Here is a 16948-nt window from a genome sequence, read left to right as displayed (position 1 = left end):
GCTTCGTCGGCTGAAAAAGCCATCTCGCAATGACGATTCCTCTGAGTAGTAAACTCACAAAAAAGCCCGAAACTTTCGTACCGGGCTGAAATCAAATTCTTAAATATTCTATTTCACTTCTTCGAATTTTAATACCACACTGGTTCTGTTGTTATTCAAATTTGGGTTGAAACCAACTTTCATCAGAAAATCTCCGGTATAGGTTTTGGTGCTATCAATTGATGATTTTGTACCCGGGAAAAGGTTAATCTCTTTAATCTGGTATTTTTTAGCGGCATCTAAGCCGTTCAGTTTAATGGGGTATTTGCTCCCCTCTTCGTAACGGTAATTTACCAGGTAGTTAAAAATTACCCCTGCTGTTTTTTGTTCGTTTACGTACAACATTGAGGCTACACTTCCACTACGTGGGTTGGCCAAACGGTACTGATCGCCATGCCAGATAATCGGTTTCACTTCGTTGTAGTTTTTAATGGCTTCTTGGCAGAACTGAAGTTCTTCGTGCGGTAATTTACTCACCACAATATCAAAACCCAATTTACCCATCATGGCTACATCGGTACGAAATTTAATAGATTGTTTACCCCAATCGGTTACATGGTTTGAACTGCTGATGGCCGGATAAAAATAAGAGTATTCCCACTGCATAAAAATCCGTTCTAAAGGATCGGTGTTGTCACTAGGCCAGAACTCGGTAAAATATTGTAAGGCACCATAATCTACCCTGCCGCCACCTCCCGAGCACAGCATCATCGGTACAGCTGGATATTTAGCCCTGATACGCTGCAATACGCTATACAATCCCCTCACATAATCGATATAGAAATGGCCCTGATTTTTTAAGTGCGCCGAGTAGGCATTATAAATTACGGCATTACAATCCCATTTGATATAAGCCAGTTTCGGATTTTTGGTCATGAGTCCATCAATCACGCCAAAAACAAAATCCTGCACCTTAGGGTTCGATAAATCGAGTTCTAACTGTTGCCTGAAATAGTATTCGGGACGCTTGGGCTGCTTTACTACCCAGTCTGGATGTTTTTCATACAACTCACTTTTCGGGCTCACCATTTCAGGTTCAATCCAGATTCCAAATCGTGTTCCTGCCTGGTCGGCTTCCTTAATTAAAGAACTGATCCCGTTAGGCAGTTTCTGCTTATTCTCCTGCCAGTCGCCCAATGCGGCGTTATCGCTGTTCCGAGGATATTTGTTTCCAAACCAGCCATCGTCCAGCAGGAAGAAATCGACACCCAGTTTTTTGGTATCTTTTAATAATTCGGCCAGTTTTTGCTCGTTAAAATCGAAGTAAGTAGCCTCCCAATTGTTTAAAAGGGTTAACCTGTCTCCTTTTCCATTTAAAATTTTATAGTTGCGTGCCCAGTTCTGCAATTTCCTGCTCGCTGCACCTTTTCCCTGATCAGAAAAAGTGTATAAAAAGGCTGGTGTTGCAAAAACTTCTCCCGGTTTTAAGCTGTAAGGCGAAGCATAATTGTTCATTCCGGCAATAATGCGCAGGTTATCCTGATAATCAAGCTCTAAATCTATTTTGAAATTACCGCTCCATTCTAAAGCACCATATAAAACATTGCCTTCGTTTTCTTCTGCAGGTTTATCCATCGAAATCATAAAAACAGAAGGTTGAAACAGGTTAGCCCTTGTTCCTAATTTGCTATCCAATGTTTTAATGCCGTGGGTAATTTCGCTTTGCTCGGGCTGCATTTCTTTGGCCCAATCGCCATGATATTGGTTTAGCCAGAAATGCGGCGATTTTAAATGCAGGTTGGCCGAAGCGTATTTGTGTAACACCACTTCTCCTTTTTCGTTGTGCTTAATTTCGGTCCATTGCTCAATTACGTCCTGCTTATAAAACGACTTGTAAAACATTGTTACTTCAAAATTATAAACCGGGTCTTTTAACCTGATTTTAAGCAAACTAACGTTATCATCAATGGCTGTTACGGTATGATCGACGTATTTTAGATCGAGCGAATTATTGCCATCGGCATGGGTAACGGTAATGGCAGGCTCAACCAGGTTTCGTGACCCTGAAGGAGTATAAATGGAGTTTAACTGACCGGTATAATCTGATGTTTGTTTATACTGCCCGGCTACCTGTGCATATTCCTGCTTGTTGGCGAGTTTTTTTCCGAAGAAGATGGTATTTACATCCTTGTTCGATCCGGCTTGTAATACCAGGGCGTTATTGGCCGTCTCGATGGGAATGATGGTTTGGGCCTTTAAATGGCCTAAGCCTAAACATAAGGCAATGGCAAATGCTCCGGGTTTAAAGTAATTCGAAAATTGATCTGTTTTTTTCATTTGGTTTAAATAATGTTTTATAGATAGATTTTTATTTTTTTGAAGTTATTTTGAAAATCACTGCATCTTTTGCGGGCAGATTAATGATCTGGTTATGCAGAAAGGGAGATTCAGTTTGATTGATGAGATTTAAGGCCTCATATTTTTCACTGTTTTTTAGTCCGAGTCGTGAAAAATCAAGTTTAAGGTTTTGTTCGGCATCACTGTAATTAAAAGCAGCAAGATAGGTTACCTCACCTACCTGCTTTACAAAGAGTGGCGAAGCCGATTTGCCTCTGTTACCTTCTACCGGAACAAAAGCTTTTCCATCCTTTAAAATTTTAAGGATTTCGGCATTGCTCAATAACTTTTTTGCGGTGTTTATCCATTTACCCTGGCTTGAAAAATCGTCGCCTGTAATGCAGGTGCCGGTAACAATAGCAGATAAAAAGCGAGCCCTGTTTTCGGCGTCAGATTGATCGCCAAACACCACATGATCTGCATCGATAAAATCGTACAAATGTGTTTGCCACCAACCATTGCTCACACCATTTAAAGTATATTCGGTATCGTGTATCGATTTAAAGGCATCGCAGGCAATGCGGCGCATGTGTACGTAACGGCCAGAGGCCAAACTTGGCGAAATGGCTGCATAAACCAACATTTTGTTATCGAGTTGTTTGAGCAGAAATTCCATCCCTGACCGGTAAGCCTGCATACCCGTTTTAATTTGAGGGTCGTAAAAATGATCAGATTCAATTGCAGCATGACCTAAAAAATCGATCTTAATCATTTCGAAACCGCAGGCTTTAAACTGATTAATTACTGCTGCTATTCTTTGCCGGGTGCCCGGATGTGTCGGATCTAAAGCCCTGGCGCCATCAATATCATGGTAACCAGTACCAACTTTCGTCCACATTTCGCCAAAAGTATAATTGCTTCCCTCAGCTTTACGCTTGCCGCCACCTGCAAAACCCCAATCTACAAAAGGCGCCCAATATATTCCAGGTTTTAAGCCTTTTGATTTGGCGTGATCGGCAAAGGCTTTGAGTTTGGCATAATCGCCGGTTAAACCTCCCTTGAGCAAATTATCCCAATAGGAATCGAGATCGATATAAGCAATACCCTCACTCCTGAAAGCCTTGAGGCTATCGGCAAAAAAATCGACGACCTGATTGGCCTTTTCGAGTGTAATTTTCTCCTGCAGGGCTCCCCAGCTGTTCCAGCCTACAGGGGTTGGGTTTTTCCATTTAAAAATAATTGGTGGCTCGGCCAAACGGTTGGCTTTGGCATAGCTTTCCATTCCTGAGCGCCAATCAGCAAAGTTTCCAAAAAATATACGGGCAGAGTTGACTACATCTCCTTTCAGATAACCGTGCGCAATTTTATCGCGGGTAATGCTTTCTTTGGTATAACCGCAAATGGCCTCAACAGTTGCTTGCTGCTGGATATTCATCACAGTCAGGATTCCGGTTTTCCAGTCGCTGTGTTCAATAGATCCGATTACATAGCCCTTACGCGATGCATTCTGGTATAAAGCAGTAACCTCGGCACTTGGGTTGCTCACACCGGCTTTTAAAGGCACAGCATTGTAAGAAATAAAGGTATCATTATCAAAAGGCACAAATAGACTACTCGCATCATTTTTTAGCTGGCTATCTACCAAATTTCCCTTTAATGGCACCATTTTATTGGACTCCAGATTGCTACCCACCAGGCTTACCGAAATAAAAAAGTAATCGCGGTTGGTGTAGGTATAAATGATTTGCCTCATGTTGGGCAAGCCATTTTGTTTTAATAAGAAGGTGTGCTTAATCCCCGATCCAAAAGCATCTTTAACTTTACTTTGTGTGTAGGCAATTTGTTGATAATCTTTGGAGCTAAGTGTTGTTTTTTGATAGCCCACTTCCGAAAAGCCTTGTTCAAGCAGCAAAACCGATCCGTTTAAAACATCGAATGTTCCTTTTTGGAGATTATAGTTTATTTTTCCGTTCTTACCATAAGGAATAACAGCAGCCGACGCTTGCCCCATAACAAACAACAGCAATAATGATAAAGAAGTACTGAGCCTGAATAAAGTACGCATAATCCTGTTTAAGTTATAGTTTGGTTGAGGTTATGGTGCTCAAGATACCGTTTATTTTAAGTTTTACCTGCTTTGGTTTTGGCGAAGCAATGCGGTAATGCGTAATTTTACCAGCCTTCCAGCTCATATCAACCGTGAAGTTGCCTCGGGCTTTCAGGCCTTTAATCTCGCCAAAGGCTTTCCAGGCATCGGGTATAGCGGGTAGTAATTCGATAAAACCATCGTGACTTTGAATAAGCATTTCAGCAATTCCTGCCGCAGCACCAAAGTTACCATCAATCTGGAAAGGTGGCCCGGCCGATAACATATTGGGGTAAACCCCACCGCCGGCACCATAATTAATATCGGTACGCAGGGTAGGTTTTAAAATTTCCCTTAAAAGTTTAAAAGCTCTGTTTCCATCCAGTAAGCGTGCCCAGAACAACTGTTTATAAGCAATAGACCAGCTTGGCCCATCATCTCCCCTTACCTCCAAAGTTTTCTTTGCGGCTTCGGCCAGAGCCGGCGTAGTAACCGGTGTAATTAATCCGGCGGGATAAACCCCATACAAATGCGAAATGTGGCGGTGTTGCGGATCGGTTTCCTTATAATCTTCGAGCCATTCCTGTATGCGGCCATCTTTACTAATTATGCCAACCGGAGGAATTGATTTTAATTTTTCCTGTAGCGAAGCACTGAATGCAGCATCAGTTTTAAGTAACCTGGCAGCTGTAATTACATGGTTAAAAAGCTCGCGTACAATCTGGTTATCGATAGTAGGTCCCATCGAAATACTGGCTGTTTTTCCATTGGGTAAATAAAAAGTATTTTCGGGCGAAACTGATGGCGAAGTAACCAGCCAGCCTGTTTTGGGATCTTTAACCAATACGCTTTTATAAAATTCGGCAGAACCTTTTAGTACGGGATAAATGCTTTTGAGGTAATTTAAATCCTGACTGAAGGCGAAGTGATCCCAAAGGTTACTGCATAACCATCCCGAGCCTGCATTTGCGGCACCCCAGGAGGCACTCTCACCCGGTTCGGTAAATCCCCAAACATTGGTAATTACATGGGCAATCCAGCCATTAGCATTGTAATAAGCCTTCGCTGTTTTTGCTCCCGGAACCGTTAAACTGCGTACCAATTCTGCCAGCGGCAGGTTGAGCTCAGAAAGGTTGGCCTGTTCAATGCCGAAATGATTCATTTGCACATTCACATCCAGGTGGTAATCGCCATTCCAGGGCGTATTGATCTGATTGGCCCATAAACCCTGCAAATTGGGAGGTAAAAGCCCTACCCTGGTGCTGCTGATGCTTAAATAACGGCTAAACTGAAAAAATAGGGCGGCAAGCGAAACATCGTTTTGGTAATCTTTGTAGAAATGTTCGAGCCTTACGTCAGTAGGTAATTTAGCTGCTTCACCTTCGCCTAAATTGATTTTTAAGCGGTTAAAAAGTTTTCCGAAATGAGCACTGTGCTTGGCCAGCTCGACCGCATAAGTTGTTTTTTTGGCTTGTTGTAAGGTATTTTTAATGCGTGCTTCAAAATCAGCATGTTTAAAATTGGTTTCTGCAGCGACATAAACCAATATTTCGGTGGCATTTTTTACCTGAATGATATTGCCTTCGGTAATTAAAGCGCCACCTTTAACAGCAGTGCTTACCCGGCTCTGGTATTTCATACCTTTGCCATCGGTACCGTTATCCACCTGACCAAACATGAGCAGATCTTTACCTTCAGTAGCCAGTGTTGCTTTTTCTGGTCTGCTGATAGAAATCCTGCAATTCAGCTTTCCGGGCTGACTCGCTGTAAGCCGGATTACATTCACATCGTTATTAAAACTGCAAAAATATTCTCTTTTATATTTTACGCCTTCGAGTGTAAATTCGGTTGTGGCTACTGCCCTATCCAACGATAAAGTTCTTTTGTAAACCTCTGGTTTTGCGGCTTTAATTCCAGGATATTCATAATCCAGCTGCAAATTACCGAGGGTTTGGTATTTCCCCCAGGTAGCACCGCCAGAACCTGGCCCCTTGCAAACAAAATCGCGGTTTACCAAATCCTGCGCTTCATCATTTTTACCTTCCATTATCAGTTGCCTGATTTTGGGCAGGCTTTTATAAGCTTCGTAATTGTTCGCATCCTGCTTGCCACCACTCCATAAAGTAATGTCGTTTAGTACAATCTGCTCCCTGGTTATTCCCCCATCAGGCGTCATGCCCAGTTTGCCATTACCCAGAGGCAATGTTTCTTCCCAAACTTTGGCGGGTTTATCGTACCAAAGGTTTAGGGGCTTTTGCTGGGCTGTGGCATTTTTACTGATGAAAAGCGATAAGCACGCAATAACAGTAAGTTGTTTTAAAAACATAATTTCATTTGTGTGTGTGTTGTACTCCATAATCGTCATTTCGAGCGGAGGCAACGAAGTCGAGAAATCTATCTTGAGGCAGTTCTCTCCACTCCACTGCGTTCCGGTCGAGATGACGGTTCTTTAAAAAGTTTACTGCTTGTTCCAGAACCTGATTTCGCTCATATTACTATAATTACCATCGCCGGTAGTTACATGCTTAATCCGGATGCGAATATAACGAATCGGTTTGCCGCCGTTATCCAGTTCGGATGTAAAGGCATTTTTGCCATCATCTGTTCTGGTAATATCTTTTAACAATATCCAACCTTTGCTCGTAGCCTCAGCTGGCCAACCACTGTTACTGGCTGATAAGGTGGTCGTTGCATTGGTTAAATCGGCTGTTCCCCATACTTCAAAACGATCTGGATTGTTGCAGCAATCGCGACCGGTTTCTTCTATGCGCGATAAGTTGGTGTAAACCTTACCCAAATCGAATGTAATTACATGGGGCATTCCACTGTTACCCGCGCTATGGAAAATATTGGGGTAACCTTGCGGTCCTACACTACCATCCCACAATTTACTGATGCTGGTTCCTGATTCGTAAGTTGGGGCATCGCCAGGTAAATGTACTTCGTTAAACAACGACCTATCGCATAGCACATAAGTAAAAATTTTCGGGAAAGTTGAGAAATCGGCAACTGTAAATACATCGAGCGAGCCCTTACCCGGAATATAAGCTGATTTGTAAAGGATATCTGTTCCAGCTTTATAATCAGTGAGTGTAATGGCGGTATCTTTTGGCAGTAACGTTTTATCAACGGTAGCTCCGGTGGTATTGGTATAGCGTACAATGGTATTTACGTTAATGGTATCGGGTGTATTAAAATTAAGCTGAACGGAACCATTGCTATTTACAATATAAGGATTGGTAGCATTGTAAGGTCGGTTTAACAATCCCGATTGGTAAAGCGGACCAAACACCCGTACATTTCTGGCCTCAATTGGGATAGATTTGTGTCCTTGAGCATCATAAGAGTAAACCGTAAAGGTGTAGGTATATTCTTTCAGGTTCGGAATGGTTACTTTAACGGTATCGAGCGGGTTATGTGTAGTTGAATTCACCACCACCGAATCGCCATTGTTGTTCCAGTACACCACATATTTGCTTACACTTGGATCGGGACTGGGGTTCCACCAGAGTGCTGTTCTCAGGTTGCCCGGTTTGGTAATGATGTTGGCCACACGACCGGGATAAACCATTTCACCATCCTTTAAAAATTCTTTGAAAGCAAGATCATCTTTGGTACAGCTGATGATTACGGTTACCAGCAGCAGTAACAAAGCGCTTATTTTATATATACTTTTCATATCTGAAAATTTATCATCTGTTGTTAATCAATAACTATCTCGGATCGCCGTAAAAGGCCATTTCCATGGCGTGTGCGAATGTACCGCTAGACCAGGTTGTGCTTACCGATAAGCGGATATAGCGTACTTTAGGGTTGGTTAGCGGAAAATTGAAACTTACACCAGCTTTTACAAAATCGTTATCAGCAGTGGTATGGGCTACCGGAGTAGCGCCAGATGGCGGATTGGGATAATTGTAATTGCCCATATTTATCCAGTCGCCTATTACGGTGCCCTCAGGTGCAGATAAAGGCAATTGGGCATCCCGCGGAGCAGCTACATCAGAGCCCCATACCGAGAACACCTTTGGATTTCCGTGACTAAAAGCAAATCTATCGCTACCATCGGGTCTTTCCCATAAAATGAAACGGCTTAATTTTGCACTTACGCCTAAACCAAAAGTAGCAATGGCAGGCATTGCCCCCCCTGGCGCGGTATGCCAGCCATTAGAGTTGCCATCGGTTTTTCCATCCCAGAGGTAAGGTAAATCCCAGCCGTAGGCAATCACACCATCCGATGGTAATCGGTATTGAAAGAATTCCCCCCTATCCAGCAAGGTTTCGAAAAACGGGGTAATGGTTTTATAAGTGGTATCAGAGATGTTTCCAAAGTTATCGGTAACATAATAACCAATTTTTTTGGCCACTGATGCATATCCCCTTACCGAATAACTGATTACATCTGATTTACCATAGTGCTGATCGATCACATCTGAACTGTTATTATCGTTTACCGAAAGCAAAATAACGCCCAGATTGCTTTTTGCAGGATTGATACCGGTAACTTTAAATCCGCCAAAATCTGGTTCAGCATTAATACTTGGTTTAGCCAGTAGGTACGGTGGTGTATCGGGATTAACCTTTACCACAACCGGGTCTGATTTTACCTCTGCCCTGCTGACTGCATAGAGTGTAACATCGTAACCTTGTTTTTTGGCGAAACCATCAACCATAATCGAATCGGAATAATAACTCGATTTGGTTTCGCGGGTAGTAACTCCGTTTATTTTATATTGCGCCAAAACGTATAAAAGATTTTTAGAATTGGGCAAAGAATAGGTAATATAAGCCCCGCCATTAAAATTATCTACTTTAATGTTGGTTACCACTCCTGGCTTGGTCATATCTGAAGAAGCAGGATCGTTGTAGCTTTCCATTTTTTTACAGGCCGAGAGGCTTGCCAGAACAGCTACAATAAGTACCAGATAAATATGTTTAATATTTTTCATGTTGTTTAATTTAAACTACCAAAAAGGATTTTGAACAAGGTTTGGATTCACCACCAGATCTGAGCTTCTGATTGGCCACAAGTAATCTTTCAAACCAAAAACCGGAATAAACTGTGTTGTTGGCCGGTAATAGTTTATTGCATCAGCATTGTTGATACTCCAGCCTTGAATTGGATTGCTTAACACTGCCTGCAGTTCTTTCCATCTTCTTAAATCCCACCCGCTCTGGCCTTCAAAGCACAACTCAATTCTCCGTTCCTGGTGAATAATCTGTCTCAACCCATCTTTGGTACTATATTTATTTGGGCTTTTCGAAAAGTTAGTCCATGAGGATTGTACCCCTTGTAAACCTGCTCTTTGACGTACCTTATCGATATACGTAAACACTTCGGCAGTTGGTCCGTTCACTTCGTTTAAAGCTTCGGCATATAAAAGGTATAAACCAGCTAAGCGGATTAAAGGCATGCGGAATGGCGAAGATTGAAAACCATCATCGTAAACAGAAGCATAGCTTACCAGTTTTTTTGGCCAGTAACCGGTTATGTTCAGCCTGATGTTATCACTTGGAGCTGCAAAACCACTACCCCTGGCAGAAACATAGTATAACGGTGCACTTGGGCTATCCTGAAAGTTACGGCCGTTACCAAACCAGATTCCGCCATCAAAAGCCATATCGGCATAAAAACGACTTTCGCGGGCAAAATGTCCTTTAATGGTTTCGTAACCCTGCTGAATGTAGTAACGGCTGGCATTATCGCCAGCTTTAATGGTGTTGCGGCCTGCATAATCCCAGGTTTTATCTTCTGTAATGGGCACACCATTTACGGTATAAAAAAGTTCCTGCGTGCTAATCGGAGCAGAAAAAGTAGAAGGATTAGAAAAAATATTTACTGCCGATTTCGCAGTTAGCCTTGGCGTTGCAAAACCCTGGTAATTAAACTCAGGATTGGAGGCCCAGATAATTTCCGAATTAAGTTCCCACCTTTCGGCTACTGCATTCTGTACATCCAGTTCTATTTTAAGCGAATCGGATAGTTTACCCACTGTTGATGGTGCACTGAAAGTATATAATTTAATGCCTTGTGCTTCGGCTGCAGTAATGGCAATTTTAGCAGCGTCGGCAGCTTTTTTCCATTTCTGTGCATCGTAAGCTGCCGGGAAAAGGCTCACACCATCTTTGTCTTTAAAACCTGCATAATCGGGATTACCATTAAACAAGGGACTTGCAGCTGTGGCCAAAACATCGGCTTTAACCGAAAGCGCAATTACGCTGGTAATGCGACCCAATTCGGTAGCCTGGTTGCTGATTACCGCCGGTAAATCTGCCGCTGCTTCATCTAAAAGCGATACAATGTAATCAACTGTTTCATCAACAGGTACTCTTTTCACACGCACTTCGTCGGTTGAGCTGTTAATGGCCAGATTGGTTTTAACCAAGGGGATTGGCCCGTACATTTTAAATAAAACGTAATGGTAATAAGCCTTTAAGAATTTGGTTTCTGCAATCCAGCGTTTCTTTTCTGCAGCGCCCAAATCAATCGGCTTATCAATATTTTCGAGCATGATGTTACAAATCCTGATCGAGCGCCAAAGGCTGTAACTGCCCTCCTGCCCATCCCAGGTATTTAAACCCGGTCTGGCTGCCGTTTGTGTTCCCCTCAAAAGATTAAAACCTGTAGGGTTAAATCCCTGAAAGTTATCGAGTGTATTCGAATAAATCAGCTCTGATGAAGTGGTAAAGCCAGGATTAGTGGCCATATCATTCATACGCTGCAAATAAGCGTAGCAAGAATACAGGTAGTTTTCGGCCTCGTTCCGGTTCCTGAAGGCATAATCTAAGGTACCAATGTCATCAGGAGTTACATCGAGGTATTTTTTACAGGATGCAAAGGTGCAAAGCATTAAAAGGATGCAGCTGTATTTGAAATAAGTTTTTATCGTTTTCATTATAAGGTTACGTTAAGACCAACATTGAATACCTTTTGTATTGGATAGGCAAAACCGTTTCCACCCTGCTCGGCATCCCATAATTTGAAAGGGCTCCAGGTTAACAGGTTTAAGCCATTGAAATAAATGCGGCAGGAATTTAACTTCATTTTGCTCGATATACGCTGTGGAAGCGTATAGCCCAACTCTACAGACTTAAGACGCAACAAACTACCGTTTCGCATCCACCAGGTACTGGTTTGCGCATTGTTTTCCAAATCGGCGGCATTTACAGCCAACCTCGGGTAAAGCGCATACAAATTCTGGTTTTCTGGCGACCAATGGTTATCGGCGAAATCTTTAAGCAACTGGGTGTTACCTAATATGTATTGCTGGTTACTGGGCACAAACGGACTCACTTTGGTCGGATCGATAAAGAAAGTCATACGGTCTTGTCCGGTAAAAAAAGCCGATAAATCGAAACCTTTATAAGAGGAACTAAAACCAAAGCCATACACCACTTCCGGCGATTGTGGGAAACCGATGTAAGCTTTATCGGCCTCATCAATTCTTCCATCGTTGTTTAAATCGCGGTATTTAATATCACCCGCTCTTGGTGGTTTACCATTTGGCGAGAAAATCTGTGTTGGCGAATTCTGCACCTCCTTATCATCTACAAAAAGACGTTCGGCAATGTAACCGAAGTTACGGTTAATGGCCTGTCCGGTAGTGTAACGGTAAGCCTCTGCCCATTGTGGTTCTTCGTAATTGAGGTATTTATTTTTAGCAAAAGTTAAATTAGAACGCACAGCGAAAGAAAAATCGTTTACCCTGAATTTATAATCGAGCGATAAATCCATTCCCCGAGAGCGTGCCTCGCCTACGTTTGCACCGATGCCCGATTCCAGTCCTAATGTAGTAGGCAAATTGGTACGTGGCATATAAATGTTGTAACGGTAATTGTTGTAAAACTCAGCAATCAGGCTCAGATCTTTAAAAAGTGTCGCCTCAAGTGCTACGTTAGTCTGTCTCGAAGTTTCCCAGGTTACATCTTTGTTCTCGTAATTATTAATAAAAACACCATTACGGTTGGCAGCGCCATTAAACCCGAACTGGGCATAATTTCCGCCACCGTTTAAGTTAACATCCGAAATATAGAAGAAACGCTGTGCACCAATAGCATCATTACCCACAATACCATAACTGGCCCTTAATTTTAAGCGGTTAACCACATTGGCCAGTCCACCTGTCCAGAATTTCTCGTTAGAAAGTACCCAGCCTGCACCAATGGTTGGAAAAAATCCGAAACGGTGATTCTCCGAAAACCTTTCAGATCCGTTATAACCAAAATTCGATTCTATAAAATAGCGGCTTTTATAGGAATAGGTTAAACGACCAGCCAAACCTAAGTTGCGGTAAGGAAGCGAGTTTTGCAATGAACTGGCATTGCTGTAAACCGATTGCTGTGCTGTACCAATTAAAGTACCGCTAACATTATGATTACCAAAGGCCTTATCGTAATTTAAAGAAGCCTGCGCATATAAAAAGGTATTGATATTGGTACCTCCCGGATAATATGACAAATATTCTTGCGCAATGTTAGGCGCACCACTCGTTACAGATGAGTTGAGCCAGCTTAACACATAAGTATTGCTTTGTTTATCGTACGAACCGATGTTATAATAAAATGGAGAATAAGCACGCTGCGAATCGAAATAAGAATAGCGGTTGGTACTAAAAATGGTTTTAAATGAAAGCCCTTCGGTAAAGAAATCGAGTTTCTGATTAAGCTCAAACTGAGCCGACATACGCGATTCGGACGAATTTTTATGACCGCGCAACATGGCTGCATAAGGGTTATTGTCTAAAATACTGTTTTGTCCGGATCCACCTCTGTTACCAAATAAAATGTGTTGTGCATTTTGGTTGGCGGCATCGGCAGGGTAAAATGCCGGAAAAGAAACCGGACTGGTATGCACAGCTATGTTATATAAATCGGTAGAAAAACCACCATCAGTAGCTAAAGGACCATTATATTCGCTAAAATTACCCGATAAGCGCACCACCATTTCGGTTGTTTTACTTAAATCGATATTGATGTTAGAACGTAACTGATAATTACGGAATTTGATGTTATTATCGTTGTTATTGCGCGAATCTTCTTTCAGCACACCATTATCTAAATTATACGAACCTGCAATGTAATAACGGGCAACACCGCCACCACCGCTGATACCTAAATTGGCCCGTTGTGTACTGGTACGTTTTTTAAAGAGCATATCCAGCCAATCTACCGCGGGATAAACATATTCGTTGTACCCCGGACTTTTATTTACCGTGGCTTGTGTGTTGATGATCTGGTTTGGCGTAAACATGGGATCCATGCCCCTTCCAATAGCTGCTTCATTAAATAACCTCATGTAGGTAATCGGATCGGCCAGTTCTAAATTTTGTACCGATTGGGAAGCAGATTGCTCCAGCCTGAAACTGATTTTGGCTTTCCCCTCTTTACCTGATTTGGTAGCCACCAGAATTACGCCATTTGCACCCCTTGCTCCATATAACGCAGTAGCACTGGCATCTTTCAATATCGAAAAACTCTCGATATCATCAACCTGAAGGCGGGCCAGATCTGAACTGGTTAGCTCCACATTATCAATCAAAATGAGTGGATCTCTTTTATATCCGAAAGTAGTAACCCCGCGAATAAAAAACTGCGAGTTATCCTGTCCTGGTTGTCCGCTGCGCTGGTAACCAATTACACCCGCTATCTGACCAGAAAGTGCATTGGTTAAATTGCTTGAGGGAATTTTAAGATTGCCTACTTTCACTGTGGTTACCGATCCTACCAGTGCTTCTTTGCGTTGCTTCTGACCAAGGGCAGTAATCACCACTTCTTCTGAAAGCAAATTTTCTTCTGCCAGTTTAACGTTAATCACGTTAGCTGCGCCCACAATTGCACGATGCTCGCGATAGCCCACATAAGAAAAGCGCAACTGCTCGCCCGGGGCCACATCCAGTACATATTTACCGTTGTTATCGGTTTGTGTACCCACATTTACTTTATTAACTACCGCTACGGTAACCCCCGGAAGTCCAACCCCGAGTGTATCGGTAACTTTACCGGTAATGGTTTTCTTCCCGTTTTGAGAAAAGCCTTCGAGAGGAAGAAAAACCAGAAAAAACACAAAGATTGAGCCCGTCAATAACAATGTGTTTTTTAATCTGCCAGGTACTGAAAAGCACCCGCACAACAATAATTGCTTCATTTGCCAATTAGCTTTTAATGAGTAAATTAAATAAGATCAAAAAAGGTAGATAGGGAATAAGTCTTTAATGGCCACTTGCCTCTGGCGGCATTTGAATTTTGGCAAATACTGGGAGTTGTTGCTCCATTTTGAAGTAAATTGTAAATTTTCTCATATATTTTGATTTGGTTTGGTTAGCGGAAAATCAAGGGTTAAGCAAAGCATTTTAGGAAATTGAGTGGTTGTTTATCATTTCAAAGCGCTTGTGCTTATCCGTGCTGGAATACAAACAACTAACTACCCTATCCTATACTATCCTATTTATTCTGTTTACAATGATAAACAAAATATTTTATATTCCAAATTTTCGAAAGTTGATTCGTTCAATGGTTCACTGGCCATTAGTTCAATAGTTCCATCCTCAGCCTAAATCTTTCCGCCTGCACAAATCCCGTCTGATAATTGGATGTTGGTCATTAGTTCATTTGTTCATTCGTCTAACCCACAGCCTAAATCTTTCCACTTGCACAAATCACGTCTGATAATTGATTATTGGATATTGGTTATTAGTTCAACAGTTCATTTGTTCATTGGTCTAACCCACAGCCTAAATCTTTCCACTTGCAAAATCATGTCTGATAATTAATTATTGGATATTGGTTATTAGTTCAACAGTTCATTTGTTCATTAGTCTAACCGCTTCCTAAATCTTGCTATTTGTACAAATTTCGTCTGATAATTGATTATGGAACATTGGTTATTTCGAATTGACAATTGCCAACTGTTAACTGAAAACTGCCAACTGTTAACTGAAAACTGGTAACCCCTAAGCCAGCATGTAAGAAGAGAATATAAAAAACACCAAAGCCATTAGTGCAATTAAAACCACGTGGTAGTAGTGCCTGCTGCGCCAGGGAATGATCTCGATCTGGTTATCGAGTACCAGCGTATAAGAATTTTGGTTAGGGTACAATCTGGAAATAGCCAGCATTAGTAAAATGGTGATGATAAAAATGATGGCCAGCGTGTGGAGATAATGCAGCTGAATAGAAAATACCCATTCACTCAGTACATAACAGCTAATAAAGAACAGCATCCCTATTTTAGCGGCAATTGGCGGCATCTTTTTGGTAATAAAGCCAATAAAAATGATGGTAAAAATGGGCAAACTAAAAATGGCACTGATTTTTTGCAGGTACTCGTAAAAACCATTTCTGGAAAAAATAATAAAAGGTGCAAATGCCATTGCAAACAACGATACTGAAATCTGAAACAATCTGCCGGTGCGCAACAAGCTTTTATCAGATAATAGTTTGCCCTTTTTCTCCATATAAGGTTTATACAAATTAAGGAGGAACAATGTGCTGGAGCTGTTTAAACCGGCATTAAAAGTGGTAATGGCCGCACCAAAAAGCACACAGGCCGAGAGCCCCATTAAAAGTGGCGGCAATACATCTTTAATAAGCAAGGGAAACACCTGGTTGGTATTGGTTAAAACCGGGTACAAATGCACAGCAATTAAGCCTGGTATATTGATCATTAAAGGACAAAGCAATTTGGCAAAACAGGTTAAAGCAATCCCTTTTTGTCCATCAGCTAAACTTCTGGCGGCCAGCACCTGCTGAATAATGTATTGTTCCATTCCCCAGTAGTACAGGTTGATAATGAGCATGCCAGTAAATAAAGTAGAAAATGGAACCGCATCCTTACTGTTCCCAATGGCATTGAGGTGTTCTTTTTTAGTGGAGAGTACGGTAGAAAGTCCGCCGAAGAAATCGCCGTGACCAAGGTAGCGTAAACCATAGTAAGGCAGTGCCACAATCAGGATAAGCATGCCTGCGCTTAACACCGTATCTGAAATGGTGATGGCCTTAAAGCCGCCCAGAATGGTATAAACGGAACCAATTAGCCCCATAATCCATACAAATACCCAGATACTTTCCCAGTAAGAAAGGTGCAGGGCCGACAGATCGATCAGGTTGCTGAAAGCCACTGCCCCACCATATAACACCGATGGTAAGAGGTTAATGATGTAGCTAAACAGGAAAATAACCGAAACCAGTGTTTTGGTTTGCGGATCGTAGCGCTTTTCTAAAAAATCGGGAATAGTACGAATACCCGTTTTAAAATATATGGGGATAAAAAATTCTGATACGATAATCATGGCCAGGATAGACGAAATGCCCCAGCCAATAACCGACATATTATTGATGTACACCGATTCATTTTCGCCGATAAATTGATTAGCACTGATATTACTAAAAAACAGCGATGCCCCGATGATTATAAAACCATTGCTCCTGTTGGCAAAGAAAAAACCGGTAACAGTTGAGCGCTGACTATGGCGGGTTTTAAAGTAAGAGATTGTTGCGGCCAGAACCGTAAACAAAATGAAACTGATAATTGCTGTCGTTCCCACGCCTTTG

At 41.9% G+C, this 16948-nt stretch carries 8 protein-coding genes; all 8 read right to left on the bottom strand.

What is annotated here, in order from left to right; all coding sequences use genetic code 11:
- Nucleotides 1-108: 108 nt before the first annotated feature.
- On the bottom strand, nt 109-2316 hold the full coding sequence (locus tag OC25_RS12660; RefSeq protein WP_039476575.1) for an alpha-galactosidase: 2208 nt from the start codon (nt 2314-2316) through the stop codon (nt 109-111).
- 31 nt (nt 2317-2347) lie between these two features.
- Nucleotides 2348-4381, bottom strand: a complete 2034-nt coding sequence (locus OC25_RS12655) for an alpha-amylase family protein (RefSeq protein WP_039476573.1) — start codon at nt 4379-4381, stop codon at nt 2348-2350.
- Nucleotides 4382-4394: 13 nt separating this feature from the next.
- Nucleotides 4395-6758, bottom strand: a complete 2364-nt coding sequence (locus OC25_RS12650; protein WP_245221987.1) for a glycoside hydrolase family 95 protein — start codon at nt 6756-6758, stop codon at nt 4395-4397.
- A 102-nt stretch (nt 6759-6860) separates the two neighbouring features.
- Entirely contained in the window at nt 6861-8081 is a 1221-nt protein-coding gene (locus OC25_RS12645) for a DUF4998 domain-containing protein (RefSeq protein WP_039476568.1), read from the bottom strand.
- Nucleotides 8082-8115: 34 nt separating this feature from the next.
- Nucleotides 8116-9348 (bottom strand): DUF5000 domain-containing lipoprotein, encoded by a 1233-nt coding sequence (locus OC25_RS12640; protein WP_039476566.1) that lies wholly within the window; start codon nt 9346-9348, stop codon nt 8116-8118.
- Between the two features lie 15 nt (nt 9349-9363).
- Nucleotides 9364-11295 (bottom strand): RagB/SusD family nutrient uptake outer membrane protein, encoded by a 1932-nt coding sequence (locus tag OC25_RS12635; protein ID WP_039476564.1) that lies wholly within the window; start codon nt 11293-11295, stop codon nt 9364-9366.
- Nucleotides 11295-14480, bottom strand: a complete 3186-nt coding sequence (locus tag OC25_RS12630; RefSeq protein ID WP_245221985.1) for a SusC/RagA family TonB-linked outer membrane protein — start codon at nt 14478-14480, stop codon at nt 11295-11297. Before OC25_RS12630 ends, OC25_RS12635 begins: the two co-directional genes overlap by 1 nt.
- 868 nt (nt 14481-15348) lie before the next feature.
- Nucleotides 15349-16941 (bottom strand): solute:sodium symporter family transporter, encoded by a 1593-nt coding sequence (locus OC25_RS12625; protein WP_039476562.1) that lies wholly within the window; start codon nt 16939-16941, stop codon nt 15349-15351.
- Nucleotides 16942-16948: the final 7 nt, after the last annotated feature.

The sequence above is a fragment of the Pedobacter kyungheensis genome, from assembly GCF_000812965.1.
Lineage (GTDB): Bacteria > Bacteroidota > Bacteroidia > Sphingobacteriales > Sphingobacteriaceae > Pedobacter > Pedobacter kyungheensis.
The sequence above is the reverse complement of the archived record's forward strand: the minus strand, read 5'-3'. Positions and strand labels throughout refer to the sequence as shown.